The 25856-nt window shown below is 67.2% G+C and carries 25 protein-coding genes and 1 pseudogene; 13 read left to right on the top strand and 13 right to left on the bottom strand.

Going from position 1 to position 25856, the window contains the following annotated elements; all coding sequences use genetic code 11:
- Positions 1–22 precede the first annotated feature (22 nt).
- The 3 genes from QRN63_RS25055 to QRN63_RS25045 are packed head-to-tail and all read left to right on the top strand — an operon-like array spanning position 23 to position 2111.
- The gene (locus QRN63_RS25055) at positions 23–583 is read left to right on the top strand and encodes a hemerythrin domain-containing protein (RefSeq protein ID WP_285033649.1); all 561 of its coding nucleotides are present in this window, start codon (positions 23–25) and stop codon (positions 581–583) included.
- Between the two features lie 5 nt (positions 584–588).
- Positions 589–1701 carry a M42 family metallopeptidase gene (locus tag QRN63_RS25050; protein WP_285033648.1) on the top strand — a complete coding sequence of 371 codons (1113 nt, stop codon included), beginning with the start codon at positions 589–591 and terminating at the stop codon, positions 1699–1701.
- Positions 1698–2111, top strand: a complete 414-nt coding sequence (locus tag QRN63_RS25045; protein ID WP_267317230.1) for a low affinity iron permease family protein — start codon at positions 1698–1700, stop codon at positions 2109–2111. The genes QRN63_RS25050 and QRN63_RS25045 overlap by 4 nt, the downstream gene beginning before the upstream one ends.
- 31 nt (positions 2112–2142) lie before the next feature.
- Here the strand turns inward: QRN63_RS25045 and ctaD are convergent, their stop codons facing one another.
- The gene (gene ctaD / locus QRN63_RS25040; protein ID WP_285033647.1) at positions 2143–3822 is read right to left on the bottom strand and encodes an aa3-type cytochrome oxidase subunit I; all 1680 of its coding nucleotides are present in this window, start codon (positions 3820–3822) and stop codon (positions 2143–2145) included.
- A gap of 73 nt (positions 3823–3895) precedes the next feature.
- On the opposite strand from ctaD, the gene QRN63_RS25035 reads away from it, so the two are divergent.
- Entirely contained in the window at positions 3896–4432 is a 537-nt protein-coding gene (locus QRN63_RS25035; RefSeq protein ID WP_267317232.1) for a Dps family protein, read from the top strand.
- Here QRN63_RS25035 and QRN63_RS25030 read toward each other — a convergent pair.
- Positions 4423–5391: a TIGR03557 family F420-dependent LLM class oxidoreductase gene (locus QRN63_RS25030; protein ID WP_285033646.1), complete on the bottom strand. Its 969-nt coding sequence runs from the start codon at positions 5389–5391 to the stop codon at positions 4423–4425. The genes QRN63_RS25035 and QRN63_RS25030 overlap by 10 nt on opposite strands.
- 83 nt (positions 5392–5474) lie before the next feature.
- Here QRN63_RS25030 and QRN63_RS25025 point away from each other — a divergent pair, with 83 nt between their 5' ends.
- Complete coding sequence (locus QRN63_RS25025; protein ID WP_285033645.1) at positions 5475–6143, top strand: PAS and ANTAR domain-containing protein; 669 nt, start codon at positions 5475–5477, stop codon at positions 6141–6143.
- 30 nt (positions 6144–6173) lie between these two features.
- Complete coding sequence (locus QRN63_RS25020; protein WP_267317235.1) at positions 6174–7199, top strand: Rv2578c family radical SAM protein; 1026 nt, start codon at positions 6174–6176, stop codon at positions 7197–7199.
- A gap of 1 nt (position 7200) precedes the next feature.
- Here the strand turns inward: QRN63_RS25020 and QRN63_RS25015 are convergent, their stop codons facing one another.
- From QRN63_RS25015 to QRN63_RS24995, 5 genes are read right to left on the bottom strand one after another with little or no spacing between them, the layout of a single operon-like run.
- Positions 7201–8220, bottom strand: coding sequence for a zinc-binding alcohol dehydrogenase family protein (locus QRN63_RS25015; RefSeq protein ID WP_285033644.1), 1020 nt, complete (start codon positions 8218–8220; stop codon positions 7201–7203).
- Positions 8220–8837 carry a TetR/AcrR family transcriptional regulator gene (locus tag QRN63_RS25010; protein ID WP_267317237.1) on the bottom strand — a complete coding sequence of 206 codons (618 nt, stop codon included), beginning with the start codon at positions 8835–8837 and terminating at the stop codon, positions 8220–8222. Before QRN63_RS25010 ends, QRN63_RS25015 begins: the two co-directional genes overlap by 1 nt.
- 19 nt (positions 8838–8856) lie before the next feature.
- Complete coding sequence (locus tag QRN63_RS25005; protein ID WP_285033643.1) at positions 8857–9678, bottom strand: mycofactocin-coupled SDR family oxidoreductase; 822 nt, start codon at positions 9676–9678, stop codon at positions 8857–8859.
- Complete coding sequence (locus QRN63_RS25000) at positions 9675–11237, bottom strand: flavin-containing monooxygenase (protein ID WP_285033642.1); 1563 nt, start codon at positions 11235–11237, stop codon at positions 9675–9677. Before QRN63_RS25000 ends, QRN63_RS25005 begins: the two co-directional genes overlap by 4 nt.
- Positions 11234–11833, bottom strand: a complete 600-nt coding sequence (locus tag QRN63_RS24995; RefSeq protein ID WP_285033641.1) for a TetR/AcrR family transcriptional regulator — start codon at positions 11831–11833, stop codon at positions 11234–11236. Before QRN63_RS24995 ends, QRN63_RS25000 begins: the two co-directional genes overlap by 4 nt.
- A 97-nt stretch (positions 11834–11930) precedes the next feature.
- Between QRN63_RS24995 and QRN63_RS24990 the strand changes: the two genes are divergently transcribed.
- Positions 11931–13202 carry an HNH endonuclease gene (locus QRN63_RS24990; RefSeq protein ID WP_285033640.1) on the top strand — a complete coding sequence of 424 codons (1272 nt, stop codon included), beginning with the start codon at positions 11931–11933 and terminating at the stop codon, positions 13200–13202.
- On the opposite strand, the gene ypfJ is transcribed toward QRN63_RS24990, so the two are convergent.
- A complete protein-coding gene (gene ypfJ / locus QRN63_RS24985; protein ID WP_267317242.1) occupies positions 13199–14089 on the bottom strand; it encodes a KPN_02809 family neutral zinc metallopeptidase in 891 nt (296 codons plus the stop codon). The genes QRN63_RS24990 and ypfJ overlap by 4 nt on opposite strands.
- A 32-nt stretch (positions 14090–14121) precedes the next feature.
- On the opposite strand from ypfJ, the gene QRN63_RS24980 reads away from it, so the two are divergent.
- Complete coding sequence (locus tag QRN63_RS24980; protein ID WP_502888191.1) at positions 14122–15642, top strand: carboxylesterase/lipase family protein; 1521 nt, start codon at positions 14122–14124, stop codon at positions 15640–15642.
- Here the strand turns inward: QRN63_RS24980 and QRN63_RS24975 are convergent.
- Together QRN63_RS24975 and QRN63_RS24970 are read right to left on the bottom strand one after the other, a co-directional pair.
- Positions 15630–16130 carry an SRPBCC family protein gene (locus QRN63_RS24975; protein WP_285033638.1) on the bottom strand — a complete coding sequence of 167 codons (501 nt, stop codon included), beginning with the start codon at positions 16128–16130 and terminating at the stop codon, positions 15630–15632. The two genes, QRN63_RS24980 and QRN63_RS24975, sit on opposite strands and share 13 nt — an antisense overlap.
- Positions 16131–16163: 33 nt before the next feature.
- Positions 16164–16628 (bottom strand): MPT63 family protein, encoded by a 465-nt coding sequence (locus tag QRN63_RS24970; protein ID WP_285033637.1) that lies wholly within the window; start codon positions 16626–16628, stop codon positions 16164–16166.
- A gap of 75 nt (positions 16629–16703) precedes the next feature.
- Between QRN63_RS24970 and QRN63_RS24965 the strand changes: the two are divergent.
- A pseudogene (locus QRN63_RS24965) lies at positions 16704–17354 on the top strand (phosphoribosyltransferase); the annotation flags it as partial.
- 2 nt (positions 17355–17356) lie between these two features.
- Here the strand turns inward: QRN63_RS24965 and QRN63_RS24960 are convergent.
- Entirely contained in the window at positions 17357–18250 is an 894-nt protein-coding gene (locus QRN63_RS24960) for an oxidoreductase (RefSeq protein ID WP_285033636.1), read from the bottom strand.
- A 70-nt stretch (positions 18251–18320) separates the two neighbouring features.
- Between QRN63_RS24960 and aspS the strand changes: the two genes are divergently transcribed.
- Positions 18321–20096, top strand: a complete 1776-nt coding sequence (gene aspS, locus QRN63_RS24955; protein WP_267317247.1) for an aspartate--tRNA ligase — start codon at positions 18321–18323, stop codon at positions 20094–20096.
- Here the strand turns inward: aspS and QRN63_RS24950 are convergent.
- Complete coding sequence (locus tag QRN63_RS24950; protein ID WP_285033635.1) at positions 20068–22626, bottom strand: flavin-containing monooxygenase; 2559 nt, start codon at positions 22624–22626, stop codon at positions 20068–20070. The two genes, aspS and QRN63_RS24950, sit on opposite strands and share 29 nt — an antisense overlap.
- Positions 22627–22704: 78 nt before the next feature.
- On the opposite strand from QRN63_RS24950, the gene QRN63_RS24945 reads away from it, so the two are divergent.
- Positions 22705–23136: a nitroreductase family deazaflavin-dependent oxidoreductase gene (locus tag QRN63_RS24945; protein WP_285033634.1), complete on the top strand. Its 432-nt coding sequence runs from the start codon at positions 22705–22707 to the stop codon at positions 23134–23136.
- A 3-nt stretch (positions 23137–23139) separates the two neighbouring features.
- On the opposite strand, the gene QRN63_RS24940 is transcribed toward QRN63_RS24945, so the two are convergent.
- On the bottom strand, positions 23140–24324 hold the full coding sequence (locus QRN63_RS24940) for a thiolase family protein (RefSeq protein ID WP_285033633.1): 1185 nt from the start codon (positions 24322–24324) through the stop codon (positions 23140–23142).
- A 96-nt stretch (positions 24325–24420) separates the two neighbouring features.
- On the opposite strand from QRN63_RS24940, the gene QRN63_RS24935 reads away from it, so the two are divergent.
- Together QRN63_RS24935 and QRN63_RS24930 are read left to right on the top strand one after the other, a co-directional pair.
- Positions 24421–24897: a winged helix-turn-helix transcriptional regulator gene (locus QRN63_RS24935; RefSeq protein ID WP_267317251.1), complete on the top strand. Its 477-nt coding sequence runs from the start codon at positions 24421–24423 to the stop codon at positions 24895–24897.
- Between the two features lie 9 nt (positions 24898–24906).
- A complete protein-coding gene (locus tag QRN63_RS24930) occupies positions 24907–25818 on the top strand; it encodes a DUF389 domain-containing protein (protein WP_285033632.1) in 912 nt (303 codons plus the stop codon).
- Positions 25819–25856: the final 38 nt, after the last annotated feature.

The raw sequence follows: 25856 nt of genomic DNA, 5'->3' as shown, positions 1-25856 counted from the left end.
AGACGTTCTCACAGGAGGAAATATGGCTGATCACGCCCTCAAATCCCCGTCTGATGTGATCGATCTCCTCACCGATCAGCACGAGCAGATCAAGTCACTGTTCACCGAAACCCTGGTGCTGACCGGCGATGAGAGAGCGAGGTCGTTCCGGGACCTGCGCAGGCTCCTCGCGGTGCACGAAACCGCAGAGGAAGAGATCGTCCACCCGCGGGCGAAGCAGAAGCTGCCCGGCGGCGAGAAGGTTGTCGATGCCCGGCTGCAAGAGGAGCACGAGGCGAAAAAGCTACTCGTCGAGCTGGAGTCGCTCGACGTCGACAGCGAGGAGTTCACCACCAAGCTGACGAAACTCCGCGACGCCGTGATCGCCCACGCCGAACATGAGGAGGCGGAGGAATTCGCCAAGCTCGGTGCCGAGCTGTCGCAGAAGGAGCTCGAGCGTATGGGTGAGATCGCCAAACTCGCGGAGGCGGTCGCGCCGACGCGGCCGCATCCTGGCGTGGAATCGCCGGTGGCGAATCTGATCGTCGGGCCGTTCGCCGCCATGCTGGACCGGGTGCGGGACGTGATCTCGAGCGCCCGCTGAGTCCGATGATCCAGCTGCTGCAGGAGCTGTTGTGGGCGTACGGGCCCTGCGGCCAGGAGGATGCGGTCCGCGAGATCTGCCTGCGGGAGCTGGCACCCGTGGTCGACAGTGCCTGGGTCGACCGGGCGGGCAACGTGGTCGGGCGGGTGTCCTCCTCGCCGCGCGAGGAGGCGCACTCGCCCGTCCGCGTGATGGCTCATATGGACGAACTGTCGATGCTCGTGAAGCGGGTCCAGCCGGACGGCAGGGTGCGGCTGACGCCCCTGGGCACGATGTATCCGGCGAACTTCGGCCTCGGGCCGGTGCTGATGCTGGGTGATCGTGAGCACGTATGTGGTGTTCTCACAGTGGGATCCGAGCACACCACCCAGGAGAGTCCGCACATCTGGCAGACCAAGCCCGACGGCGGTGACCGCGCACTGAACTGGTCGGACGTGTATGTGTTCACGGGCCGCACGCCGGAGCAGTTGGCCGCGGCCGGCGTCCGTTCCGGCACTCGCGTGTGCGTCCACCGGAGCAAACGCGAACTCGTCGAGATCGACGATTTCCTGGGGTCGTACTTCATGGATGACCGGGCGCTGCTGGTGGTTCTGCTGTCGGCGGCTCGCGAGTTGCGGCAGCGGCCGCAGCGACCGCCGCAGGACGTGTATTTCGTGTGCACGGTCAGTGAGGAGGTCGGCGGACTCGGCGGCTCGTACGCCAGCCGGGCCCTGCCCGGTGAACTGACCCTGGCGCTGGAGGTCGGCCCGGCCGAAGCCGAGTACGGCACAACCGTCGCAGGTGGACCGATCATCGGCTACAGCGACGCGCAGTGTGTCTACGACAAGGGCGTCGCGGACCGGCTGATGGACGCGGCGACCGCGCTGGGCGCCGATCCGCAGCCGGCAGTCCTGGGTGCGTTCGAATCCGATGCGTCGCATGCAAAGTCGAATGGGCACACGGCCGCGGCCGGGCTGCTGTGCCTGCCGACACTGAGCACGCACGGCTATGAGGTCGTGCCGCGCGGTGGCATTGCCGCGTTGTCCGCGGTGTTGGTGGAGTTCCTGGCGCGCCCGGTGCCGTTTGGCGGGGGCCCGTCCCGGGTAAACAGCGCTGCACCAGGAAAGGACGCGTCATGACCGCCTCCGACAATCCGGACCCTGACGTGATGCCGTCCGGCGCCTCCGAAAAACTGTCCCCGTTCGACCGATTCGCCACCAGCACGGCCGAAATCGTTTCGCGGGCCTGGTTTTTCCTGGCGTGCGTACTGCTGGTGATCGTCTGGGCGCCGACATTCGCCCTCATGACCGTCGACACCTGGCAACTGGTCATCAACACGATCACGACGATCATCACGTTCCTGCTGGTCGCCCTGCTACAGAACACCCAGAGACGTGCCGATGAAGCGCTTCAGCACAAACTCAACGCCATCGCCGATGCGTTGGCGGATTTGATGCACCACCAGGGCAGGGAGAACGAGGGCATCCGCGAAGACGAGAAACAACTGCGGGAGGCCGTCGGTCTCGAAGACCGCGAAGGCACCGGCTGACGATGAACGAGACCGGCTGCACCACTGATCGTCAACGCCCCACATGCGATTCGGTGTGCATCCGTTCGGTCATGTGCGGGTAGTGCAGCTCGAAAGCCGGCCGCTCCGAACGGATTCGGGGGAGCTCGGTGAAGTTGTGCCGGGGCGGCGGGCAGGTGGTGGCCCACTCGAGGGAGTTGCCGTGCCCCCAGGGGTCGTCGACTACGACGGGCTCGCCGTAACGCCAGCTCTTGAACACGTTCCACGCGAACGGCAGCACCGACAGCGCAAGGATGAACGATCCGATGGTGGAGACCAGATTGAGGGCGTCGAAGCCGTCGCCGGGCAGGTAGTCCGCGTAGCGGCGGGGCATGCCCTGGTCGCCCAGCCAGTGCTGCACGAGGAACGTGGTGTGGAAGCCGATGAAGGTCAGCCAGAAGTGCAGCTTGCCCAGACGCTCGTCGAGCAGCCGTCCGCACATCTTCGGGAACCAGAAGTAGATGCCCGCGTAGGTGGCGAACACGATGGTGCCGAACAGCACGTAATGGAAATGCGCCACAACGAAATACGAGTCCGTGACGTGGAAATCCAGCGGCGGGCTGGCCAGCAGTACACCCGAAAGTCCGCCCAACAGGAAGGTGACGAGGAAGCCGACCGAGAACAGCATTGGTGTCTCGAACGTCAACTGTCCCTTCCACATGGTGCCGATCCAATTCCAGAATTTGATGCCGGTAGGGACTGCGATGAGGAATGTCATGAACGAGAAGAACGGCAGCAGTACGGCTCCCGTGGCAAACATGTGGTGCGCCCACACCGCAACCGACAGCACCGTGATGGCCCACGTCGCGTAAACCAGTGTGGTGTAACCGAATATCGGCTTGCGGGAGAACACCGGGATGATCTCGGTGACGATGCCGAAGAACGGCAGCGCGACGATGTACACCTCGGGGTGCCCGAAGAACCAGAACAGGTGTTGCCACAGGATCGCGCCGCCGTTGGCGGCGTCGTAGACGTGCGCCCCCAGATGACGCTGCGCCAGCAGAGCGAACAGAGCCGCGGTCAGGATCGGGAAGGCGAGCAGGATCAGCACGCCGGTGGCGACGATGTTCCAGGTGAAGATCGGCATGCGGAACATGGTCATCCCGGGGCAGCGCATGCAGACCACTGTGGTGATCATGTTGACCGCACCGAGGATGGTGCCGAGGCCCGAAATGATCAGGCCCACCGCCCACAAGTCGCCGCCGGACCCCGGCGAGCGGACGGCGTCGGACAGCGGGGTGTAGGCCGTCCACCCGAAATCGGCTGCGCCGCCGGGCACGACGAATCCGGCCAGCACCACAAGTCCGCCGAACAGGAACAGCCAGAACGACAGCGCGTTGAGCCGGGGGAACGCCACGTCCGGTGCGCCAATCTGCAGGGGCAGCACCAGATTCGCGAAACCGAACACCACGGGGGTGGCATACAACAGCAACATCAACGTGCCGTGCACGGTGAAGAGCTGGTTGTACTGCTCGTTGGACAGAAACTGCAGGCCCGGCGTGGCGAGCTCGGTGCGCATCAGCAGTGCCATGATGCCGGCGCTGAAGAAGAACGCGAACGACGCTGCCAGGTACATCTGGCCGATCAACTTGTGGTCGGTTGTGCTGACGAGCGCGTACAGGACGGCGCCCAAAGGCTTTCGGCGCGTCGGGAACGGCCGCCCCGGCGTCAACGGCACTTCGACAGCGGTCACCCCGGGGCGGTACCCGGGGTGACCCGGGACTAAACGGTGTTTGCCCCGGTTGACCCAGGGGTAGAGGCAAGCCATGAGCGAATTCACCATTCCAGGGCTTTCCGAAGAGCAGAGCAGCCGGATCCGAGTGCTGCTGCAAATCCAGCTGAGTACGTACAACGACCTGCACCTCACGCTGAAGCACGTGCATTGGAATGTCGTGGGCCCCAATTTCATTGGCGTGCACGAGATGATCGATCCGCAGGTCGAGCTGGTGCGCGGCTACGCGGACCAGACGGCGGAGCGGCTGGCGGCGCTGGGCGCGTCACCGGACGGTACGCCGGGGGCGATCCTCAAATATCGCACCTGGGACGACTACTCGATCGGCCGCGACACCGCGCAGTCGCACCTCGCGGCACTCGACCTCGTCTACGACGGCGTCATCAAGGACGCGCGCAAGGCCATCGAAGAACTCGATGAGCTCGATCTGGTCACCCAGGACATGCTGATCGGTCAGGTCGCCGAATTGGAGAAGTTCCAGTGGTTCGTCCGTGCCCACCTGGAATCCGCCGGTGGCGAGCTGGCCAGCGGCGGTGCGCACACCGAGCGCCAGGCGGCGGCTCAGGCGTAAGCCGAAGCCTGGAATTCCGGCAGTACGTCGCGCTCCCACGCGTCGAAGAAGCCGTCCATGTCCGGGCCGATCTGCTGGACGTAGATCTCATCGACGCCGGCGTCGACGTATTTGCGCACCTGCTCGACGTGGGCGTCGATATCGGGTCCGCACGCGATGGCATCGGTCACGGTGTCGCGCGCCACGAGGCTCGCGGCGGCGGCGAAATCCTTTGGCCGGGGCAGAATCTGGTTGAGTTGCCCGGGTAGCTGCTCGGTGGCCCACAGACGATGCGCCGTGTCGGCGGCGAATTCCGGGTCCACGTCCCAACAGACCTTCATCCCGGCCTGCACGGGCTTGCGGCCGCCGCCGGCCTCCCGGAAGAGCGCCACCCGGCCGGCGTCGGGCGCGGTGATGCAATAGCCGTCGCCGATCCGCCCGGCCAGCCTGGTCGCTTGCGGGCCGAACCCGGATACGTAGATCGGTATGCGGTGATCCGGCAGCGTGTAGATGCGGGCGTCCTGGACCCGGAAGTACCGGCCGTCGTGGTTCAGTTCTTCCCCGCGGTGCAGGGCCCGGATGAGCGACACCGCTTCCGCGAGGCGGTCCAGCCGTTCTGCGGCCGAGGGCCACGGGTCGCCCAAGATGTGCTCGTTGAGCGCCTCGCCGCTGCCGACGCCCAGCCGGAAACCACCGCGCAGCTGAACGGCGGCCGTTGCGGCGGCCTGCGCGATGATCGCGGGATGCATCCGGAACGTCGGGCAGGTGACGGCGGTGGTGACAGGCAGTGCCGTCACCTCGGACAGCGCGCCCAGAACGCCCCAGACGAACGGACTTTGGCCCTGGTCGTCGTTCCAGGGGTGGAAGTGATCAGATACCCACAGCGCGTGGAAACCGGCTTCCTCGGCTCGTCTGGCCTGAGAGACCAGGTCATGGGGATCGAACTGTTCACAGCAGAGGAAATAACCGATATGTGTCATGTGGTCCGCGTACCCGGCAAGTCGGGCGGAGAATCTCGGTAGCGAGTTACGATGACGTCGGCCACCTGCCATCACACAACGACATGAGTGAAACCGACGGCGAGATCGCCGACTCCGAAGCCTGGGACGTCGCTGCCGTGTTCAGCGGCGGCGATGCGCAGCATGTCGGCAGTTTTCAGTTCCACCTCGCCGAACAGCGGTGGGTGTGGTCCGCAGAGGTCGCCCGCATGCACGGCTACGCGCTGGGGGAGGTCGAGCCGACCACCGAGTTGTTGCTCAGCCACAAGCACCCGGATGACCGCGCCAAAGTCGCCGAGATACTTGACCGGGTACAGACGGGTGGCCTCTTCAGCAGTCGGCATCGCATCGTCGATTCCGGCGGGAAGGTCCACTGGGTCGTGGTGGTCAGTGATCGGATGACCGACGACAACGGCGAGGTCACCGGCACCCACGGCTACTACATCGACGTCACCACCGGTATCCAGTCCGATCTCACCGTGGCCATGGCCACGGTGGTCGAGTCGCGCGCCGTGATCGACCAGGCCAAGGGCATCCTGATGGCCGCCTACGGCATCGACGCCGACCGTGCGTTCGAGATTCTGAAATGGCGTTCGCAGGCCACCCAGATGAAGCTACGGACCGTCGCGGCCCGCTTGCTGGACGCCGTGATGCGCCAAGGACTGGCCCCCGAGACCGTCGCCGCGATCGACCATCTGTTGCTCGTCGACGGGCCCACGGAAGACAAGGCTTGACAAAGTGTCGAACAATTGTTCGAATAAAGTGTGCGGTGGGATGGGCAGGCGGTGGCGCGGGCCGAAGCGGACGGGGCCCTACCGGGTCTTGAACGGCTCGGGCTGGTCCGCAGCGTCCGGGTCCCCAAGTTCGACGGCATCACGTTCCACGAGGTGCTCTGCAAGTCGGCGCTGAACAAGGTGCCGGAAGCGTCGAATCTCCCGTTCCGGTACACCGTCAACGCCTATCGCGGATGCTCGCACGCGTGCCGTTACTGCTTTGCCCGGCCGACACATGAGTATCTGGACTTCGACTCCGGAAACGATTTCGATCGTGAACTCGTGGTGAAGACGAACGTCGCGGAAGTGTTGCGGCGGGAGCTCTTTCGGCGCTCGTGGACGCGCGACGCGGTCGCGCTGGGCACCAACACCGATCCATACCAGCGAGCCGAGGGCCGATACGCGCTGATGCCGGGAATCATTGCGGCCCTGACGGATTCGGGGACGCCGTTCTCGATCCTGACCAAGGGCACGCTGCTGCGCCGCGACCTGCCGCTGATCGTCGACGCGGGTACCCGGGTCGGGGTCAGCGTCGCGGTGTCGCTGGCGATGCTGGACCCGGACCTGCATCGGTCGGTGGAACCCGGGACCCCGACACCGGCCGCGCGTTTGGAGCTCATCTCGGCGATCACGCAGGCGGGCCTCGATTGCCACGTGATGGTGGCGCCGGTGTTGCCGTACCTGACCGACTCGGAGGCACATCTGGAGGCGCTGCTGTCGCGGATCGCGGCGGCCGGTGCCACTGGGGTGACGGTCTTCGGGTTGCATCTGCGTGGCGCGACCCGTGGCTGGTTCCTCGCGTGGTTGGGCTCGACGCATCCCGAGCTGCTGCCCAGATATCGCGAGTTGTATGGCCGCGGTGCGTATCTCGGCCCGGAATACCGCGAGAAGCTGCGCAATCGGGTGGCGCCGCTGGTGGCGCGATACGGCCTCGGCGGCAGAGCGAACAGACTTGACACCGTGCGTACCGCCCCGGCGGCAGTGTCCGCCGGGGCGGTGCAGCCTGCGTTGTTCTGAGTCAGCCGACGTGCAGTACCGCGGCGCCCGAGATTCGTCCCGCCGCCAGATCCCCCAGGGCACGGTCAGCCTGATCCAGGGGGTAGATCGGGGCGGTGACGTCGATGTGGTGGGTGCCGGCGAACGCCAGGAATTCCCGGGCATCGGCGCGGGTGTTCGATGCCACCGACCGCACCTGGCGTTCCTGGAACAGGTGCCGCTGGTAGTTCAGCGCGGGGATGTCACTGAGATGAATACCGGCGATCGCCAGTGTGCCGCCACGATCGAGGGCTTCGAGCGCCGGCAATACCAGATCACCCACCGGCGCGAACAGGATCGCGGCGTCGAGGGCGACCGGCGGCCGGGTCGTGGCGCCCTGGGCCGAGGCGGCGCCGAGATCGAGCGCGAGTTGCCGAGCGGCCTCGCCCCGGGTCATGACGTGCACCTCGGCACCCTGGGCGAGCGCCACCTGGGCGGTGATGTGGGCACTGCCGCCGAAACCGTAGATGCCGAGCCGGCCACCGGCCGGCAGGTCGGCCCGGAGCAACGACCGATAGCCGATGATGCCCGCGCACAGTAGCGGGGCCAGCTCGGCATCGGTGTACCCCGCAGGCAACCGGTGGACGTAATCGGCTGGTGCCGTGACGAATTCGGCGTAACCGCCGTCGGCGTCCCAGCCCGTATAGCGAGAATGCGGGCAGAGGTTCTCCGCGCCCCGGCGGCAGAATCGGCAGCTGCCGCAGGTGTGGCGGAGCCAGGCCACCCCGACCCGATCACCGACGGCGAGCTGAGCCTCGGTGTGTTCGCCGACCGCCACAACTTCGCCCACCACTTCATGGCCCGGGATGACGAGCGGTCGGTGGACCGGCAGGTCGCCCTCGGCGATGTGGAGGTCCGTGCGACACACGCCGCACGCGCGTACGGCGATGAGCACGTCACCGTCGCCGGGCACCGGGACATCGATGGAGCCGAATTCGAGTGGACCGCGCTCGATCGGCGCGGGCTCACTCACTCGCCATGCGCGCATGCGCCCAGAAGTCATCAATTCTCCAACGCGCGCAGGCAGAACGCGTAGATGCGCTCGCTGCCGATCGGGGTGAGGTCGAGGCCCGGTCCGAGTGCGCGCAGCCGCAGGGCACCGAAGATCGTCTGCATGACGAGGGCCGCGGTGGCTTCGACATCGAGGCCGGGTGCAAATGTGCCGTCGGCCATGCCGCGTTCGACGATGTCGACGATGAGCGCGTGCAACGGTGTCAGCACCCTGCCGTAGTCGTCCGGCATCGTTTCGGCCAGACGGTCGTGGTAGAAGGTCAGCCCACGATTGATGCTGTCCTGGGTGCTGGACGCGGGCGGCACGCAGATGCGGTCGACCAGCTCACGCAGCGCGTCCGCGGGGCTCAGCCCGGCCGCCTCGGCCTGCCACGTCGTGGTGAACTCGGTCAGCATCGCGTCGATCAACGCCAGCACCAGCTCGTCCTTGGTGGCGAAGTGCTGATAGAAGGCCCGCAACGACGTCTTCGACCGTTCCACGACCTGAAGCACCGTGAACTCCGTGCGGCCGGTTTCGCCGAGGATGTCGAGGGCCGAGCGCATGAACTGCGTGGCGCGCGCCTGCGCGTCCGAACTGTTGTTTGCCACCTCGGCGTTCGACTTCGCCATGGCGACTGAGGTTACCCGGTCAGATCTTGAGATAACCCTTGTCTGCGGGTATTTGCGCAGCCGTCACCAACGACGATGCGTCGCTCGCCAACCACACCACGATGTCGGAGATCTGGTCGGGCTTGATCAGCGAATCCGTCGGCAGCGCGCCGGGGGAGAAGCTGTGGATGTACTGCGGATGGTCCTGCAGGACCTGGTACATCGACACGTCGTTGCCCATCGGGGTGTCGGTGCCGTAGGGGTGTATCGAATTCACGCGGATGCCGAACTCGCCCAGCTCGACGGCCAGCGCGTTGATCATGCCCACCACGCCGAACTTGCTGGCGCAGTAGTGCCCGCAGCCCGGCACGGCCTTGATCCCGGCTGCCGAACTGGTGGCGATGATCGACCCACCGTTGCCGGCCTCGATCATCGCCGGCACCACAGCCCGGATGGTGTTCCACACCCCGGTCAGGTTGATGTCCAGGGTGTCCTGCCACTGCTGCCGGGAAATCTCCCAGAGCCGCCCCCAGTTCAGCACTCCCGCGTTGGCGACCACGATGTCCAGGCGGCCGAACTGTTCGATGGTCTCGGTGACCACGCGCTGCTGACCGTCGGCGTCCCGGACATCGACCTGCTTGGCGTAGATCTTGCGGCCTTCACCTTCGACGAGATTCACCGTCTCGGACAGATCTGCGGGGGTGGCGGGCGCGTACCCGTTGGCCTCCGCCACGGGCGCGCAGGCGTCGATCGCGACGATGTCGGCCCCGGCGCGCGCCAGGCGGACGCAGTGCGAACGGCCCTGTCCCCGAGCGGCGCCGGTGACGAACGCGACCTTGCCGGCCAGTGGTTGATCGATCATGCGCTCAGTTCCTCACTGATCGTGGCTGCGTGGACATCGCTGAACTGGTAGTCCGTGAGCGGCGAGCGCCGCGCGAAAATCCTTGCACCGGTGATGGTCTGCGGTCGGTAGTAGGGGGTTTCGTGCTGCGAGTTGACGAAATAGGTGCGCAGCTCTGATTTCCGGGTGTAGTAGGTGTGCGCGGTGCGGCCGCGCCGGTCCATCAGCGCATTCCATTTGTGGAACGCCTCATTGCTCACCGCCGCGATGGGCGCATCGGCCCGCCGGCGGGCCTCGTCGATCATCCGAACGGCATGGGCGGCAACGGTTTCGACGTAGTCCATCCATGCGAACCCGACGAACCCGAGCGGGCCGACGATCTCCCAGCGGTTCGGCAGTCGGGGATGGGCCGAGCCGGCATAGGCGTGCAGGCCGTGGGCGCGGTAGTACTCGGCGAGGTCGAAACCGTTGGAGCCCATGATGGTTCCAGGGCGGTAGGTTTCCGGGTCGGTCCACAGCTCGTAGCCGGTGGCGGTGACCAGCAGGTCGGCCGGGTGGTCCATGCCGTCGGCGGTGCGGACGCCGTCGCGGGTGATCCGCTCGATGGGCGTGGTGATCAGGTGCGTGTCGGGGTGATTGAGCGCCGGTAGGAAATCACTGGAGATCACCGGGCGTTTGGCCATGATTCCGTAGCGGGGCAGCAGCGCCTTGCGGGTGGCCGGGTCCTGCACGGTGGAACGCAGCAGCAGACGGTAGAGGTTGCGGCTGTGGCCGTCATACAAGGGCATGAGCTTGGTCAGCACCCTGCGGGGCAGTCGGGAGAAGACGTGGATGATCGGCGCGACCATCGCCGCGTCCATCAGGAGGCGGCCGAAGACGTTGACCGCGCTGACAAAGCCCGGAACCTTGAGCAGGACTCGCAGCCACGGCGGGATGTCGAAGTCGACCTTGGGTAGCACCCAGGCCGGAGTGCGTTGATAGACATCGAGATTGGCGGCGACCCCGGACAGTGCCCCGGTGATCTGAACGCCGCTGGAGCCCGTTCCGATCACCGCTACGCGCTTGCCGCGGACGTCGTAGTCGTCGTCCCAGGCGTTGGGGCGCAGGATGGTGCCCTCGAAGTCCTCGATGCCGTCGATGTCGACGACGTTCTTGGCGTTGACGTAGCCGCCTACCGAGCTGATCAGGAACCGCGCCGTCACGTCCGGCTGGTTGCGGATGGACAGCCGCCACAGGCCGGCGTCGTCGTCCCATTGCTGGCGCACTACCTCGGAGCCGGTGCGCAGATGCGGTCGCAGGCCGAGCTTGTCGGCGGTATCGCGCAGGTAGGCGTAGATCTCCGGGCCGGGCGCGAAGAACCGGGACCAGTTGGGGTTGGGCGCGAAGGACAGCTGGTACCACAACGACGGGATGTCGACGGCGAGCCCGGGATAGTGGTTGTCGCGCCAGGTGCCACCGAAGTCGTCACCCCGGTCGACGATGACGAAGTCGTGAATCCCTTTCTGTTGCAACAGGTGAGCGGAAGCGATGCCGCCCGGCCCGGCGCCGATGATGACCACTTCGTGGTCGGGTGTGGTCATGCTGCCTCTCCGTTGAGTCCATTGATGATGTGGTCGGTGACGAAGCGCCGGATGGCGCGCGGATTGTCGAGGTTGACTCCGATGGGTGGGAGAAGTTCGAAGCTCAGCAGCACCCGGACGATCCATTCGCCGGCGCGCGCCGGGTCGACGCCGGCGCCGACCTCACCGTCGCGTTGCGCGGCCTTGACGCGCGGCTTCCAGAGCTCGACGGCGCGCTTCATGAGGTCTTCGCCGATGTTGCGCAACAGCAGGACGACGATGCCCTCGTTGATGCCCTTCTGCGGCGCCGAGGGCGAGCTCTGCCGGTGCGCGCAGATCAGGACGGCGGCAGCGGCCACCTGGTCGGCCAGCGTCGATTGCTTGTCGATCTCGGCGGCCATGCCGTCGACGAACTTGGACGCCAGATGGTCCAGCGCGACGCTGATGGCGTGGTCACGACCGCCGAGTGCGTTGTAGATCGTGCCGCGCGAGACACCGGCGGCCTCGGACACTGCGGTGAGGCTGAATTGCCTTGGGCCCAAACGATGGAGCGTCTCCGCGGTGGCTTCCAGTAGGGCCGGCGAGATGGTGCGCGGCGTCGGCGGCTTGGCGGGCATTTGCACACATTAACGAAATTTGTTCAAAGTGGTCAACGAATCGGGAAACCGGTTTCGGTGGTGGTGCACGTCGGAGGTCGGGTGTATATTCGAACGTATGAGCGAAGGTATGGTGCTGGGTCCCGACGCCGATGACGCGGCGATGTTGGGTCGCATGGCCGAGCTCGAACGCGGAAAGTCGGCTGCGGCAGCCGAGCAGGCGCGGCTGGCCGCGGCATTGGAAGCCCGGCGGGTCGAGGCGGCGCGGGCGGGTGGGCCGCGGGTGTCGCGGGCGGCGTTGGGTTCGGAGGTCGGGTTGGCCCGGCAGGAGTCCCCGCACAAGGGTGAGCGGTTGATGGCGATGGCGCGCATCCTGGTCGCGGATATGCCGTGCACGCTGGCCGCGTTGGAATCTGGAGTGTTGTCCGAGCACCGCGCCGAGCTGATCACGAAAGAGGCAGCGTGCCTGTCGGTGTTGGATCGGCAGCTGCTGGATGCCGACCTGTGCAGCGACCCGGGCCCGTTGGCCGGGTTGGGGAACGCCGAGATCACCGCGGAGGCCGCGCGGATCGCCTATGAGTTGGATCAGCAGAGCGTGCTGGAGAAGATGACGCGGGCGCAGGCGACGCGGCATGTGCGGTTCCGGGTGAACTCTGACGGCATGATGTCGATGACGGTGCGGCTGCCGGCCGCCCAAGGTCAGCTGGTGCGCCAGACACTCGCACGCGAGGCGGCATCGGCGGTGGCGGCGGGTTCGGAACGTAGCCGTGCGCAGGTGATGGCCGATGTGGTGGCCGAGCGGGTCACCGGCCGCAATCCCGTCGAGTCGCCGGTGCCGGTGACGGTGAATCTGGTGCTTTCGGATGAGACGCTGCTGACCGGGGGTGAGGCGCCCGCGCACCTGGAGGGTTACGGGCCGCTGCCGGCGGCGGTGGCGCGGGATCTGGTGCTGGTCGCGGCGGCTGACGACAAGGCCGGGGCGGTGTTGCGGCGCCTGTACGCCCAGCCGGGGACGAGCAAGCTGGTGGCGATGGAGTCGACGGCGCGGGCGTTTCCGAAGGCGCTCGCGACGTTCATCGGTTTGCGGGACCAGATCTGCCGGACCCCGTTCTGCAATGCGCGGATTCGGCACATCGACCACGTCCGGCCGCATGCCCATCACGGGCCGACCAGCGCCCACAACGGAGATGGGTTGTGTGAGCACTGCAATTACGTCAAGGAAGAACCCGGTTGGCGGGCCGCCGCCAGTTACGACCGGTACGGCCGGCACACCGTAGAACTGACCACCCCGACCGGTGCGGTCTACACCTCAACCGCGCCACCGACACCGGTTGGATTACGCATCTTCACCCGCGATGTCCACATCACGCGGATCAACCCTGCGGCCTAGCCGAGGTCCTGTGCGTTGTAGGTGTCGCACTGCTTGGGGTCACCGGTCTGGTAGCCGGTGGTGAACCACTTCTGCCGCTCGGCCGACGAGCCGTGCGTCCACGACTCCGGGTTGACGCGCCCGGTGGCCTGCTTCTGGATGTGATCGTCACCGACGGACGCGGCCGCCGACAGCGCGTCGGCAATGTCCTTGTCGCTCAACGGCTGCAGGAACGGCACGCCTGTGCTCTTCTGCTTGACCGTCGACGCGTAGTGCGCCCACACCCCGGCGTAGCAGTCGGCCTGCAGCTCAGTGCGGACGCTGTTGCCCTCGGCGCCCTTCGGCCCGCGCTGTGCCTTACCGATGTCGCCGAGCAGGTTCTGCACATGGTGGCCGAACTCGTGGGCCACCACGTATTCCTGTGCCAAAGGGCCACCGCTGGAGCCGAATTGGTCGACGAGCGTCTGGAAGAAGCTGGTGTCGAAGTAAGCGACTTTGTCGCCGGGGCAGTAGAAGGGGCCGACCGAGGTATCGGCAGGGCCGCACGCGGTGTTGACCTGACCGCGGAACAGCCGGATCTTCGGCGGCGTGTAGCCCTTCAGTAGCTGCGACCACACGCCGTCCACCGAGTTGCCGGTGGCCACGATGCGGCACTCCAGGTATTTGTTGGCGTCCGCGCCGGTCTTGCACTTGCTCAGGTCGTAGGCGCTGGACCCCTGGCTGGACTGGGGTGCCTGGCTCTGATGGCCGAGAATCGAACTCGGATCCACTCCCAGGAACATCGCGACGACCACGATCACCAAGCCACCCATGCCGCCGCCGATCGCGATGCCACGGCCGCCGAAGCCACCGCCCCCGCTGGTCGACGTGTTGCTCGTGTCGATCTGCATACCTTCGTTGAAGGACATCACCGCTCCGTCCGGGCCTCGAATACGACTGGATGTCAGCTTTCCACACTAGGATTGGTGGTGTGGCCGTCCAGCCCGAAACCATCAACCGTTCGACCATCGTTCACACCGCCGCGGGCGCCCTGCGGGGCACCACCGAAGGCAGCGTGCACGTCTGGCGGGGGGTCGGCTACGCCGAACAGCCCGTCGGGCGGCTGCGGTTCCGCGGACCGCAACCGCTGATTCCATGGTCCGGTATTCGCGACGCCATCGACCACGGGCCCCTGCCGCCACAGGGCAAGTCATTCGTCGGCGGCGGGCGCGACGACCCCAAGATGCGCGACGAGGCCTGCCTCACCGTGACCGTGTGGTCACCCGATGTGACGGGCTCGCTGCCGGTCATGGTGTGGATTCCTGGCGGCGCGTTCGTGTTCGGCGCCGGCCAGTTGCAGCTGTACAACGGTTCCCGCTTGGCAGCCAACGGCAACGTGGTGGTCGTCAACGTCACCTACCGGCTCGGCGTTTTCGGCGGCTTCGAACTCAGCGATCTTGGCCCGGGGTTCGACGACAACCTGTGTTTGCGGGACCAGATCGCGGCACTGCAATGGGTGCGCGACAACATCGCCGCGTTCGGCGGCGATCCCGACCAGGTCACCGTCTTCGGCGAATCCGCGGGTGCGACGTCGGTGCTGGCGTTGCTGGCCAGTCCCGCGGCCGATGGTTTGTTCGGCCGGGCCATCGCGCAGAGCCCGGCGCTACCGCTCATCGCCGATCGCGAGACGAGGGCCCGTCAGGCCCATGAGTTCGTGCGCAGGCTCGGTGTCATGCCAGAAGAGCTGTCCGCACTGCCGCAGCGCCAGCTGCGTCGCGCCGCCGGACAGTTGCAGGGGGAGAGTGCGGCCAACAGTCCCAGACTGGCGTACGGACTGACCTACGGTGTCGACCTGCTGCCCGTGCATCCGGTGCTTGCCGCCCGGGCTGGGACCGTGGCCAAGGTGCCGTTGATCGTCGGCACCAACAGCCGCGAGGCGTCGATGTTCGCCTGGGGCAGGCCGCCGATGCTGCCCACCACCGTGCCCATGGTCGACGACTACTTCGCGCGCGTCGCGCCGGACGCCAAAGATGCTGTGCTGCAGGCCTATCCGAGCTATCCGCGGCGCCGAGCGCTGATCGCCATCGGCTCCGACGTCATGTTCGGCGCCCCGACATGGGCCTTCGCGGACGCCTACAGCGGGCACGCGCCGACACATGTCTACCGATTCGACCACACGACGTGGACATTGAAAGTGCTGGGACTCGGCGCGACGCACGGCAGCGAGATCGTGCACATCCAGCACAGCTACGGCTCGTACCTCGGGCGGATGCTGCATCCGCTCGGGCGTCAGGTGCAGCCGTCGGTCGGCCGGCGTATGCAGCGCACCTGGCTGGACTTCGCGACGGCGGCGCTGGCCAATTGGCCGACGTACGACACCGACCGTCGGGCCACGCGGGTCATCGGCTCGATGCGCGATGAGACCATCGATGACCCGGACCGGGCGCGCCGTGCGGTCTGGGAAGGGCTCTACGAGCCGTAGCGCTCGTCGGTATAGCGGCGCAGGTTGTGCAGGAACCGCTGGAACAGCCACGCCATCATCGGGCGGCCGGCCCGCATGCCCAGCTCGCCGGCAAGACCTTTCGGCTTCATCGCCATGACCCAGGTCAGGTGGCAACCATCGGCGGTCTCCTCGACGGTGTACCCCTCGGCGAAGGCCGACAGCATGTTCGAGGTACTGGTGTTGAACCTGAACGCCATGTAGGAGAACGGCTCCCAGCCGATGAACTCCTCGTCGCCGACGATGTGGCCGCGCATCGTCACCGTGCGGGTGGTTCCCACGCCATATGGCTTCGGGCTGGTCCACTCGACGTTGGTGATCAGCGTCGCCCAGTGCGGCCAGGACGTCTCATCCGCGAAGACCTCGAACAGCTGCTCCGGTTTGATCGCCAGATCGACTTTGCTGACGAAGCGGAACGGTGCGCTGTCGATGAAGTCGACGCCGACGGCCTCGCACTGGTAGGTCCTCATGAGTAGACACCCTAGAACAGGGTGTCTACTGGGTCACGGCGTCCAGACCATCAGGTCTTCCATGCCGTTGTTCATCGTCACCGTGGTGGGGGCGGGGCCGGTGACGTCGAAATGGATCTTTCCGGTCGATTGCCCGCCTTGCGGAATGGTCGCGCCGCTGATGTTGACCGGGCTCGCCACCATCCACAGCACGCGGTACGCCGCCTGGTTCGGTGCGACAGCGTTGAACTGCGAAATGCCCGGGGTCACCGGGCCGCTCAGCGCGCGAACGGTGGCCGTGGCCTCCCAGAGCTTTCCGGCGACCCGGTAGCCCGGCATCACATCGGAGCTGGGCTTGAGGTCGGAGACCTGCCAGCTCAGCTGGACCTGGCCGACGCTGTCCGTCATCGTCAGGGTGCTGCCGAGCTTGCCGACGAGTGGATAGCCGGCCGACGCGAGCGGCGCACTGGCGATGCCGATGACCGAGAGAACCGCTACAGCTGTTCCGGTGACTTTCACTTCTGCCTCCTCGAAACGGTTTTTTCTGGCCCTGTCAATTACGGATTACCACTGAAAACCGCTGATGGGAATAGGATCGGAACTACGCGAAACCATGTATCGAGGCGCGTCTTTCGTGATCGTGCAGAAGCGGGGCGCGTATTGGCCGGTCTGCTGGCGGCGTACCGCGGCAGGCGTGATGTCGTCGTGCTCGGTCTGGCCCGTGGGGGCGTGCCTGTCGCACGGGAGATCGCCGGCGCTCTCGGCGCGCCGCTGGACGCGCTGATCGTCCGCAAGCTGGGCGTGCCTGGACACGAGGAGTACGCGATGGGCGCGATCGGCGGTGGCGGCCACGTCGTGGTCAATGAGGATGTGGTTGGGCCACTGCAGATTTCGCAGCAGACGCTGGCCGAGGTCGCGGAGACGGAGCGCCGCGAGCTACAGCGGCGCGAAGCTGACTACCGCCACGGGCGGCCACCGCCGAACGTCAACGGGCGCACCGTGATCCTCGCCGACGACGGCATGGCTACGGGCGCCAGCATGCGCGTCGCGGCCGAAGTGGTGCGGGAGCGCAAGCCGCGGACGTTGGTGGTGGCGGTGCCTGTCGGCACCGAAGCGGCGTGCCGCCAGCTCCTGGGGATCGCGGACGACGTCGTCTGCGCCGACATGCCGACGCCCTTTGCGGCCGTGGGGGAGTCTTACCGCGATTTCGGTCAGGTCAGCGACGTCGAGGTGCGCCGGCTCCTGGGCTAACCCGGCCCGTCACTCGCCGCGGCCAGTAGCGGCACCAGGACGTCACTGATCGGGGTGGGAATGCCGTGCGCGGCGCCCTTGCGCTGGATGACGCCGTTGCGGATGTCCCACTCCAGCGGCCGGCCGGCCTCGCGGTCGGTCAGGATCGAGGTGGTGATGTCCTCGGGCAGTCCGGTGAACATGTCGACGGTCTGCCCGACGATGTCGTCGGGCAGATGGGCGCCCTCGGCCGTGGCGACGGCGAGGCACTCGGCGCCGTACACGCGCGCGAGGTCGGCAATGTCGGCACGCTGGAACATTCCCGACTTGCGGCCGGTCAGCACCATCAGACCTGCCATCGCGTTCACCAGCAGTTTGTGCCACGCCGCGGTCAGGAAATCCGGATCGAGCTCGACCGCCAGCCGCGGACCCTGAATGAGCTCCTGGAGTCGACGCGCAGCCGGTTCGTCGGGCAGCACCAGTCGTGCCGGCGTGCGCAGCCGAACCCAACCCTGCGGCTGCATCTCGGACGAGAACCACACGGCGGCAGGTACCACCGTCCCGGCCGGGCAGTACCGACCGACCCGCTGCACCTGCTCGACACCGTTCTGCAAGGCGCACACCACGGTGTCCGGACCGCAGAGCCGGTTGAGCCAAGGTTCGGCGTCGGCATTCTGGGTGTCCTTGACCGCCAGCAGCACGACGTCGACGGGACCGCTGATGGTCGCCGGATCGGTGCGAACCGGACCGGGTACCACGATCGGCTGCCCGTCATCGACGTCGGCATCAGGGCGGACCTCGATCTGGTCGCGCGCGGTACGGCCGCACAACAACACCGAGTGCCCCTGCGCGTACAGCAGTGCGGCGACGGTTGATCCGATGGCGCCTGGTCCGACGAGTGCAAAGCTCACTGTCGCCAAAGTACCGGTCGAGGCGCCCCTCTAGACTTAGCGGTCGATTCAGACGTCAGAGGAGATTTTCGTGTTGCGCAGCCACGCCGCCGGTTCGTTGCGGTCCACCGATGCCGGTCAGACGGTGACCCTCGCCGGATGGGTGGCGCGCCGGCGCGACCACGGCGGCGTCATCTTCATCGACCTGCGTGACGCCTCCGGAGTGTCCCAGGTGGTGTTCCGCGACGCCGCCGTGCTGGAGCAGGCGCACCGGCTGCGGGCCGAGTTCTGCGTCCTGGTCAGCGGCGTCGTCGAGGTGCGGCCGGAGGGCAACGCCAACAAGGACATCGCGACCGGTGACATCGAGATCAATGCGACGACGCTGGAGGTGCTCTCCGAGAGCGCCCCGCTGCCGTTCCAGCTCGACGAGACGCCGGGCGAGGAAGCCCGCCTGAAGTACCGCTACCTGGACCTGCGCCGGGAAGGCCCGGGCAACGCAATCCGGTTGCGCTCTAAGGTCAACGCCGCGGCCCGCGCCGTGCTCGCTGGGCACGACTTCGTCGAGATCGAAACCCCGACCATGACGCGGTCGACTCCCGAGGGTGCCCGCGATTTCCTGGTGCCCGCGCGTCTGCAGCCCGGCTCGTTCTACGCACTGCCGCAGAGTCCGCAACTGTTCAAGCAGCTGCTGATGGTCGCCGGCATGGAGCGCTACTACCAGATCGCGCGCTGTTACCGCGACGAGGATTTCCGCGCCGACCGCCAGCCCGAGTTCACCCAGCTGGACCTCGAAATGAGCTTCGTGGGCGCCGACGACGTCATGGGCGTGGCCGAAGAGGTGCTGGCCGCGCTGTGGAAGCTCATCGGTGTCGAGCTGCCGCTGCCGCTGCCGCGCATCAGCTACGAGGAGGCCATGCGTCGCTTCGGTTCGGACAAGCCGGACCTGCGCTTCGCCGTCGAGCTCGTCGAGTGCACCGACTACTTCAAGAACACCCCGTTCCGGGTGTTCCAGGCGCCGTACGTGGGTGCGGTCGTCATGCCGGGCGGGGCATCGCAGCCGCGCCGCACGCTGGACGGTTGGCAGGAGTTCGCCAAGCAGCGCGGTCACAAGGGTCTGGCCTACGTGCTGGTGGGCGAGGACGGCGAGCTGGGTGGCCCGGTGGCCAAGAACCTCACCGACGATGAGCGCGCCGGCCTCGCCGAGCACGTCGGCGCGAAGGTGGGGGACTGCATCTTCTTCGCGGCCGGCCCGGCCAAGGGGGCCCGTGCCCTGCTGGGCGCGACGCGCATCGAGATCGCCAAGCGTCTCGACCTGATCGACCCGAACGCCTGGGCCTTCACCTGGGTGGTCGACTGGCCGTTGTTCGAATCCGCCGACGCGGCCACCGCCTCGGGCGACGTCGCCGTCGGTTCGGGCGCATGGACCGCCGTGCACCACGCGTTCACCGCACCTCAGCCCGGCTCGATCGCGACCTTCGACACCGACCCGGGTGCGGCGATGGCCGACGCCTACGACATCGTCTGCAACGGCAACGAGATCGGCGGCGGCTCGATCCGTATCCACCGTCGCGACGTCCAGGAGCGGGTGTTCGCGATGATGGGCATCGATCACGACGAAGCGCAGGACAAGTTCGGATTCCTGTTGGACGCCTTCACCTTTGGCGCTCCGCCGCACGGCGGACTGGCCTTCGGCTGGGACCGCATCACGGCGCTGCTGGCCGGGGTGGACTCGATCCGCGACGTCATCGCGTTCCCGAAGTCCGGTGGCGGCGTCGACCCGTTGACCGACGCCCCGGCGCCGATCACCCCGCAGCAGCGCAAGGAGTCGGGTATCGACTTCAAGCCTGAAGCGAAGAAGGCTGAGTAGCCAGGAACCCACGCAGCGCCGCGGCCATCTGGGCGCGGACGGGCTCGCCCGACACGACGAGGTCGACCATCGTCGTCGACAGGTGCGTGTGGCCGCGGGCCTGGACGTGCTCGGTCGGCACGCCGGCCGCCGCCAGCGCGGCGGCATAGGCGTTGCCCTCGTCGCGCAGTGGGTCGAACTCGCAGGTGACCACCATCGCCGGGGGTAGGCCGGCGAGGTCGCCGCGTAACGGTGACCGCCGCGGATCGTCGGCGGGACCGTCGTACAGCGCGGCGAACCACTGCATCAGAGGCGCCGTCAGCCCGTAACCCTCGGCGTTCTCCTGATACGACGGATACGGCTGTGCGTCAGTCACCGGACTGAGCAGCAGCTGCCCACTGATGTGCGGGCCGCCGTGGTCGCGGGCCCACTGGCACACGACCGCGGCGATGTTGCCGCCCGCGCTCCAGCCCGCCACCGCGAGCCGGTCCGGTATGCCGCCGAGTACGGCGGCATTGTCGGCGACCCACCGCAGCGCGGCGATGCCGTCGTCGACGGCCGCGGGGAACGGATGTTCCGGGGCGTGCCGGTAATCCATCGACAGGACCAGTGCATCGGCCCGGACACACAGGTCGCGGCACAGTGGGTCGTCGGACCTGGCGTCACCCAGCACCCAGCCACCACCGTGGAAGTACACGACCACCGGGTGCGGCCGCGGCGTCGCCGGCCGGTACAGCCGGAAGTCGAGTTCGCCCGCGGTACCCGGGAATCGGCCGTCGATGATCTCGCCGACATCCGGACCCGGCGGCCGGGCGGCGTTCGCCTCGACCATGGCGGCGCGCGCCACGTCGACCGGAAGTGATTCCAGTGGAGGCGGATTCAGCATCGCCACCATGTCCAGCACCATCTGGACATCCGGTTGCAGCCGGCGGACCACACCGTCGTGACACTGCGAACCGGCCGGGCCGGTCAGTTGAAAGCCGAGGTAGCCCTGGGCGACGACGTCGGCGCAGGCGGCGGCATAGAAGTCGACACCCGCGGCGTACGGCATGAAGACGCGGGGCTTGCCGGGGATGTTCGCGCCGACGTACCACGAATTGGCTTGCGGGAAAAGGGTGATGGCCCCGGCGTCGGCGACGTGCTGCATCCAGCCGGCCTCGGCGGTCGGCGTCGGCTCGATGGTGTCGAAGCGGTGGTCACGCAGATACGCCATGGTGTCGGCGACGAGTTCGACGTGCTGTTCGATGGACACCGCCATGTTGGACAGCACCGACGGGCTACCCGGTCCGGTGATCAGGAACAGATTCGGGAACCCGGTGGTGGTGAGGCCCAGATAGGTCGACGGCCCTGGTGCCCATTTGTCTTTGAGCGTCAGTCCGTCGCGCCCGACGATGTCGATGGCCGTCACCGCACCGGTGATGGCGTCGAACCCGGTCGCGAACACCAGCGTGTCGAAGTCGAACGATTCACCGACGGTCGCGATGCCGCCCTCGGTGACGCCGACCAGTGGCTGGGTCCGCAGGTCGACCAGTCGCACGTGGGGCTGGTTGAACGTGGCGTGGTAGTCGGTGTCGAGGCACAGCCGTTTGGCGCCGACCGGATAGTCCTTGGGACACAACAGTTCCGCGGTCTGCGGATCGTGTACCGCGGTGCGGATCTTGTCGCGGACGAAGTCGGCGAACGCGGCGTTGGCGGCCGGGTTGCTCATCAGGTCCGAGAACATGTTGAGCGTTTCGAGGAGTTCGCCGATCTGCCAGGCACGTTCGTACCGCTGCTGGCGGTAGGCCTCGGGCACCGCGAATGTCGGGATCAGCGTGCGCTCCTGCGGCACCCCGCCGAATGACGCCCGTGCCGCGGCCCGGTAGGCAGTCTCGTCGGCCAGTGCGGCCTGCTTCTCCTGCGATACCGGCCCGTTGTGCGCCGGGATGGAGAAACACGGCGTGCGCTGGAAGACGGTCAGTTGCGCGGCCTGCGCGGCGATGAGCGGAATCGACTGGATGCCCGACGACCCGGTGCCGATAACCGCGACCCGCTTGCCGGTGAAGTAGACCGGCTCGTGGGGCCAGCGGCTGGTGTAAAACGTTTCGCCCGTGAAGGTTTCGAGTCCTGCGATGTCGGGTTCTTTGGGAATCGACAGGCAGCCGGTGGCCATAACCAGATGACGACATGCGACGTCGTCGCCGCGGTCGGTACGCACCCGCCAGCAACCGTCGTCCCAGTGCGCGCTGGTGACGCGGGTGCCGAAGGTCATGTCGCGGCGCAGGTCGAACTTGTCGGCGACGTGGTTCAGGTACCGCAGGATTTCCGGCTGGGTGGCGTACTTCTCCGACCACTGCCAGTCGCCGTGCCAGTCCGGGTCGAAGCTGAACATGTAGTCGAGGCTCGGGATGTCGACGCGTGCCCCGGGGTACCGATTCCAGTACCAGGTGCCGCCGATGTCGTCGGCGGCTTCGAATACTCGGACCGAGAACCCGCGCTCGCGGAGCCGGTGCACCAGACACAGACCGGCGAATCCGGCTCCGACCACGACGGCGTCGACATCGGACGTCATTGGCACCTCCGTCAATTCCCACGCAAGTATCCCGCTGCGACGGGAACATTTGGGCCGGTTCGCGAGGTTGGCTCAGGCATGACCGAATTCACGGATGCCGCGTCCTTCCATGCCTTCAACGCCGCCATCGTCGACGAGTTCCGCGCCAACGGCGGCAAGGTCGGTGGCCAGTTCGAGGGCGGCAATCTCCTGCTGCTGCACACCACGGGCGCCAAGTCGGGCCAGCCGCGGATGTCGCCGCTGGCTTATCTGCCGGTCGACGGCAAGATCATCATCGTCGGCTCGAAGGCCGGTGCTCCCACGCACCCCGACTGGGTCCACAACCTGCGTGCCAACCCGGCTGCCCGCATCGAGATCGGTGACGAGGAGTACGACGTCGTCGCCCGCGAACTGCCCGATGACGAGCGCGAGGCCACGTATCCGCTCATCACGGCCGTGGCCCCCGTCTTCGCCGACTACCAGGCGAAGACGTCGCGCGTCATCCCGCTGTTCGAGCTCGTGCGGGCCTGAGCGCTACAGCCGCTCGATGATGGTGGCGTTCGCCATGCCGCCGCCTTCACACATCACCTGCAGCCCGTAGCGTCCGCCGCGCTGGTCGAGCGCGTTGACCAGGGTGCTCATGATGCGGGCGCCGCTGGCGCCGAGCGGGTGGCCGATGGCGATGGCGCCGCCGTTGACATTAGTCTTGGCGAGGTCGGCTCCGGTATCGGCCGCCCAGGCCAGCACCACCGGAGCGAACGCCTCGTTCACCTCGAACAGGTCGATGTCCGACAGTGACAGACCGGACCGCGCCAGCACCTTCTCGGTCGCGGGGATGACGCCGGTCAGCATGTACAGCGGATCGGAGCCCACCGCTGTCATCGTGTGGATGCGGGCGAGTGGTGTGAGCCCGTGGCTGCGGGCGAACGCGCCACTGGTGATCATGACCGCCGCGCTGCCGTCGGACAGCGGCGACGAGTTGCCGGGTGTGATCTCCCAGCGGATTTGGGGGAAGCGCGCGGCGTAGGCGTCGCTGTAGAACGCGGGCTTCAGGCCGGACAGCGTCTCGACGGAGGTGCCGGGCCGGATGATCTCATCGGCGGCCAGACCCGCCACCGGCACGAGTTCGTTGTCGAACAGTCCGTCCTTGGCGGCGCGGGCCGCCTTCTCGTGGCTGGCGGCGGAGAATTCGTCCAGCTGGGTCCGGGAGAAGTTCCAGCGCGCCGCGATCAACTCGGCGCTGATGCCCTGGGGGACAAGCCCCTCGGGGTAGCGCTCGGCCAGACCGGCGCCGAACGGGTTGCTGCCCGGCAGGACGGCGGCGCCCATCGGGACGCGGGACATCGACTCGACGCCCGCGGCGATCACCGCGTCGTACGACCCGGCCAGTACACCCTGCGCGGCGAACGAGATGGCCTGTTGTGAGCTGCCACACTGGCGGTCGACGGTGGTGCCGGGCACGCTTTCGGGGAAACCCGCTCCCAGCAAGGCGTTTCGCGCGATATTGGCGGCCTGGTCACCGGCTTGCGTGACGGCGCCGGCGATCACGTCGTCCACCAGGACGGGGTCGACGCCCGTGCGCTCGACCACGGACCGCAGGCTGTGGGCCAGCAGATCGGCGGGAAGGACCTCGTGCAGCGCGCCGTTCGCCTTGCCCTTGCCGACCGGTGTGCGTACCGCCGCGACGATCACGGCATCGCGGTCTGTGTATCCCGACATGAGAATCCTCCTGTAACTCCACGCTGAGTACTGCTTCCTATACCCAGATCTAACATCTGGGTATGGCAAGAGCAACCCAGCGGTAGAGTGATTCGCATGACAGTGCTGCAGGGTGTGCTCGCCGAACGCGACACGTGGTCGGCGGTCGGCCGGTGCGCCATCGAGAAGACGATGTCGTTGGTGGGCACCAAATCCGCCATGCTGCTCATGCGCGAGGCCTACTACGGCACAACGCGTTTCGACGACTTCTCCAAGCGGGTCGGCATCACCAAGGCGGCCACGTCGGCGCGGCTCGCAGAACTGGTGGAGGCCGGCCTGCTGGCCAAACAGCCGTATCGGGAGCCGGGGCAGCGCAGCCGCGACGAATACGTGCTGACGCAGGCCGGCACGGACTTCATGCCGGTGGTGTGGGCGATGTTCGAGTGGGGCCGCAAACACCTGGGCGATACCGGCCTGCGGCTGACCCACCTGGGCTGCGGCGCCGACGCCACGGTCGAAATCCGGTGTGCGGAGGGACACGAGGTCCCGCCCGACGAACTCGGGATGAAGCTGGCCCGCCGCCGCGCTCGGTAATCTTCGGCGGTGCTGCATCTACGCGTGATCACCCCGCCGGAACTCGCCGAGTCGGTGCTCGAGCTCTACCGGCACCACGGCGGCATCGCCAACGTGGTGGCCCACCCCGGCGCGGCGATCGATCCGCGCGGTGACGTGATCACCGCCGACATCGCCCGCGATGCCGCCGACGGACTGATCAGCGGGCTGCGGGCGCTCGGTATCGATCAGGATGGCGCCATCACGATGGAGGTGCTCGACACCGTGCTGTCGACCGCCGCCTACCGCGCCGAGGACGAGATCGAAGGTGACGGCGAAGACGCGGTCGTCTGGGACGAACTCGTGCTGCGCACCCGCGAGCAGAGCAGCCTCGGGATCTCCTACATGGCTTTCCTGTGCATCGCGTGCCTGCTGGCCGCCGTCGGCGTGCTGACCGATTCGGCGATCACGGTCGTCGGGGCGATGGTGGTGGGCCCCGAATTCGGGCCGCTGGCCGCGCTGGCGGTGGCGGTGGTGCGGCGCAAGGGCTATCTGGCGAAGCGTGCGGCGCTGGCCCTCCTCGTCGGCTTCCCGGCGGCGATGCTCGTCACAGCACTGGCCACGCTCGGCTTCGAAGCGCTGGGCTGGGTGGCGTTGCGCAGCACCCATGAGCTGCGAAACGTCGACTTCATCTTCCAGGTCGGGCCGTTCTCGTTCGTGGTGGCGCTGCTGGCCGGTGCCGCCGGGATGCTGTCCCTGGTGACGTCGAAATCGGCTGCGCTGGTTGGTGTCTTCATCTCGGTGACGACGGTCCCCGCAGCCGGCATGTCGGTGGTCGCAGCCACCACAGGAGACTGGGACGTGGCCCTGGCGTCGGCGGGACAGCTGGCGGTCAACATGGTCGGCATCGTGGCGGCGGGGGTGCTGGTCCTGGCCGGGTACAACCGGGCGCGTCGCCGCTAGCGTTCTCCCACCCTGCGGCCCACCCGTTGTTGTGGTGG

The sequence above is a fragment of the Mycolicibacterium sp. lyk4-40-TYG-92 genome (assembly GCF_030209435.1).
GTDB lineage: Bacteria > Actinomycetota > Actinomycetes > Mycobacteriales > Mycobacteriaceae > Mycobacterium.
The sequence above is the reverse complement of the archived record's forward strand: the minus strand, read 5'-3'. Positions and strand labels throughout refer to the sequence as shown.

Bases quoted from the DNA above. Each gene is read 5' to 3' on its own strand.
- QRN63_RS25045 (WP_267317230.1), top strand. From the start codon at position 1,698: ATGACCGCCTCCGACAATCCGGACCCTGACGTGATGCCGTCCGGCGCC.
- QRN63_RS25000 (WP_285033642.1), bottom strand. From the start codon at position 11,237: ATGACCACACCCGACCACGAAGTGGTCATCATCGGCGCCGGGCCGGGC.
- ypfJ (WP_267317242.1), bottom strand. From the start codon at position 14,089: ATGTCCTTCAACGAAGGTATGCAGATCGACACGAGCAACACGTCGACC.
- QRN63_RS24950 (WP_285033635.1), bottom strand. From the start codon at position 22,626: ATGACGTCCGATGTCGACGCCGTCGTGGTCGGAGCCGGATTCGCCGGT.
- QRN63_RS24975 (WP_285033638.1), bottom strand. From the start codon at position 16,130: ATGAGGACCTACCAGTGCGAGGCCGTCGGCGTCGACTTCATCGACAGC.
- QRN63_RS24940 (WP_285033633.1), bottom strand. From the start codon at position 24,324: ATGTCGGGATACACAGACCGCGATGCCGTGATCGTCGCGGCGGTACGC.
- QRN63_RS24990 (WP_285033640.1), top strand. From the start codon at position 11,931: ATGAGCGAAGGTATGGTGCTGGGTCCCGACGCCGATGACGCGGCGATG.
- QRN63_RS25035 (WP_267317232.1), top strand. From the start codon at position 3,896: ATGAGCGAATTCACCATTCCAGGGCTTTCCGAAGAGCAGAGCAGCCGG.
- QRN63_RS24945 (WP_285033634.1), top strand. From the start codon at position 22,705: ATGACCGAATTCACGGATGCCGCGTCCTTCCATGCCTTCAACGCCGCC.
- QRN63_RS24995 (WP_285033641.1), bottom strand. From the start codon at position 11,833: ATGCCCGCCAAGCCGCCGACGCCGCGCACCATCTCGCCGGCCCTACTG.
- QRN63_RS25050 (WP_285033648.1), top strand. From the start codon at position 589: ATGATCCAGCTGCTGCAGGAGCTGTTGTGGGCGTACGGGCCCTGCGGC.
- QRN63_RS25025 (WP_285033645.1), top strand. From the start codon at position 5,475: ATGAGTGAAACCGACGGCGAGATCGCCGACTCCGAAGCCTGGGACGTC.
- QRN63_RS24980 (WP_502888191.1), top strand. From the start codon at position 14,122: ATGTCAGCTTTCCACACTAGGATTGGTGGTGTGGCCGTCCAGCCCGAA.
- QRN63_RS25005 (WP_285033643.1), bottom strand. From the start codon at position 9,678: ATGATCGATCAACCACTGGCCGGCAAGGTCGCGTTCGTCACCGGCGCC.
- QRN63_RS24935 (WP_267317251.1), top strand. From the start codon at position 24,421: ATGACAGTGCTGCAGGGTGTGCTCGCCGAACGCGACACGTGGTCGGCG.
- QRN63_RS25055 (WP_285033649.1), top strand. From the start codon at position 23: ATGGCTGATCACGCCCTCAAATCCCCGTCTGATGTGATCGATCTCCTC.
- QRN63_RS25030 (WP_285033646.1), bottom strand. From the start codon at position 5,391: ATGACACATATCGGTTATTTCCTCTGCTGTGAACAGTTCGATCCCCAT.
- QRN63_RS25015 (WP_285033644.1), bottom strand. From the start codon at position 8,220: ATGACTTCTGGGCGCATGCGCGCATGGCGAGTGAGTGAGCCCGCGCCG.
- QRN63_RS25010 (WP_267317237.1), bottom strand. From the start codon at position 8,837: ATGGCGAAGTCGAACGCCGAGGTGGCAAACAACAGTTCGGACGCGCAG.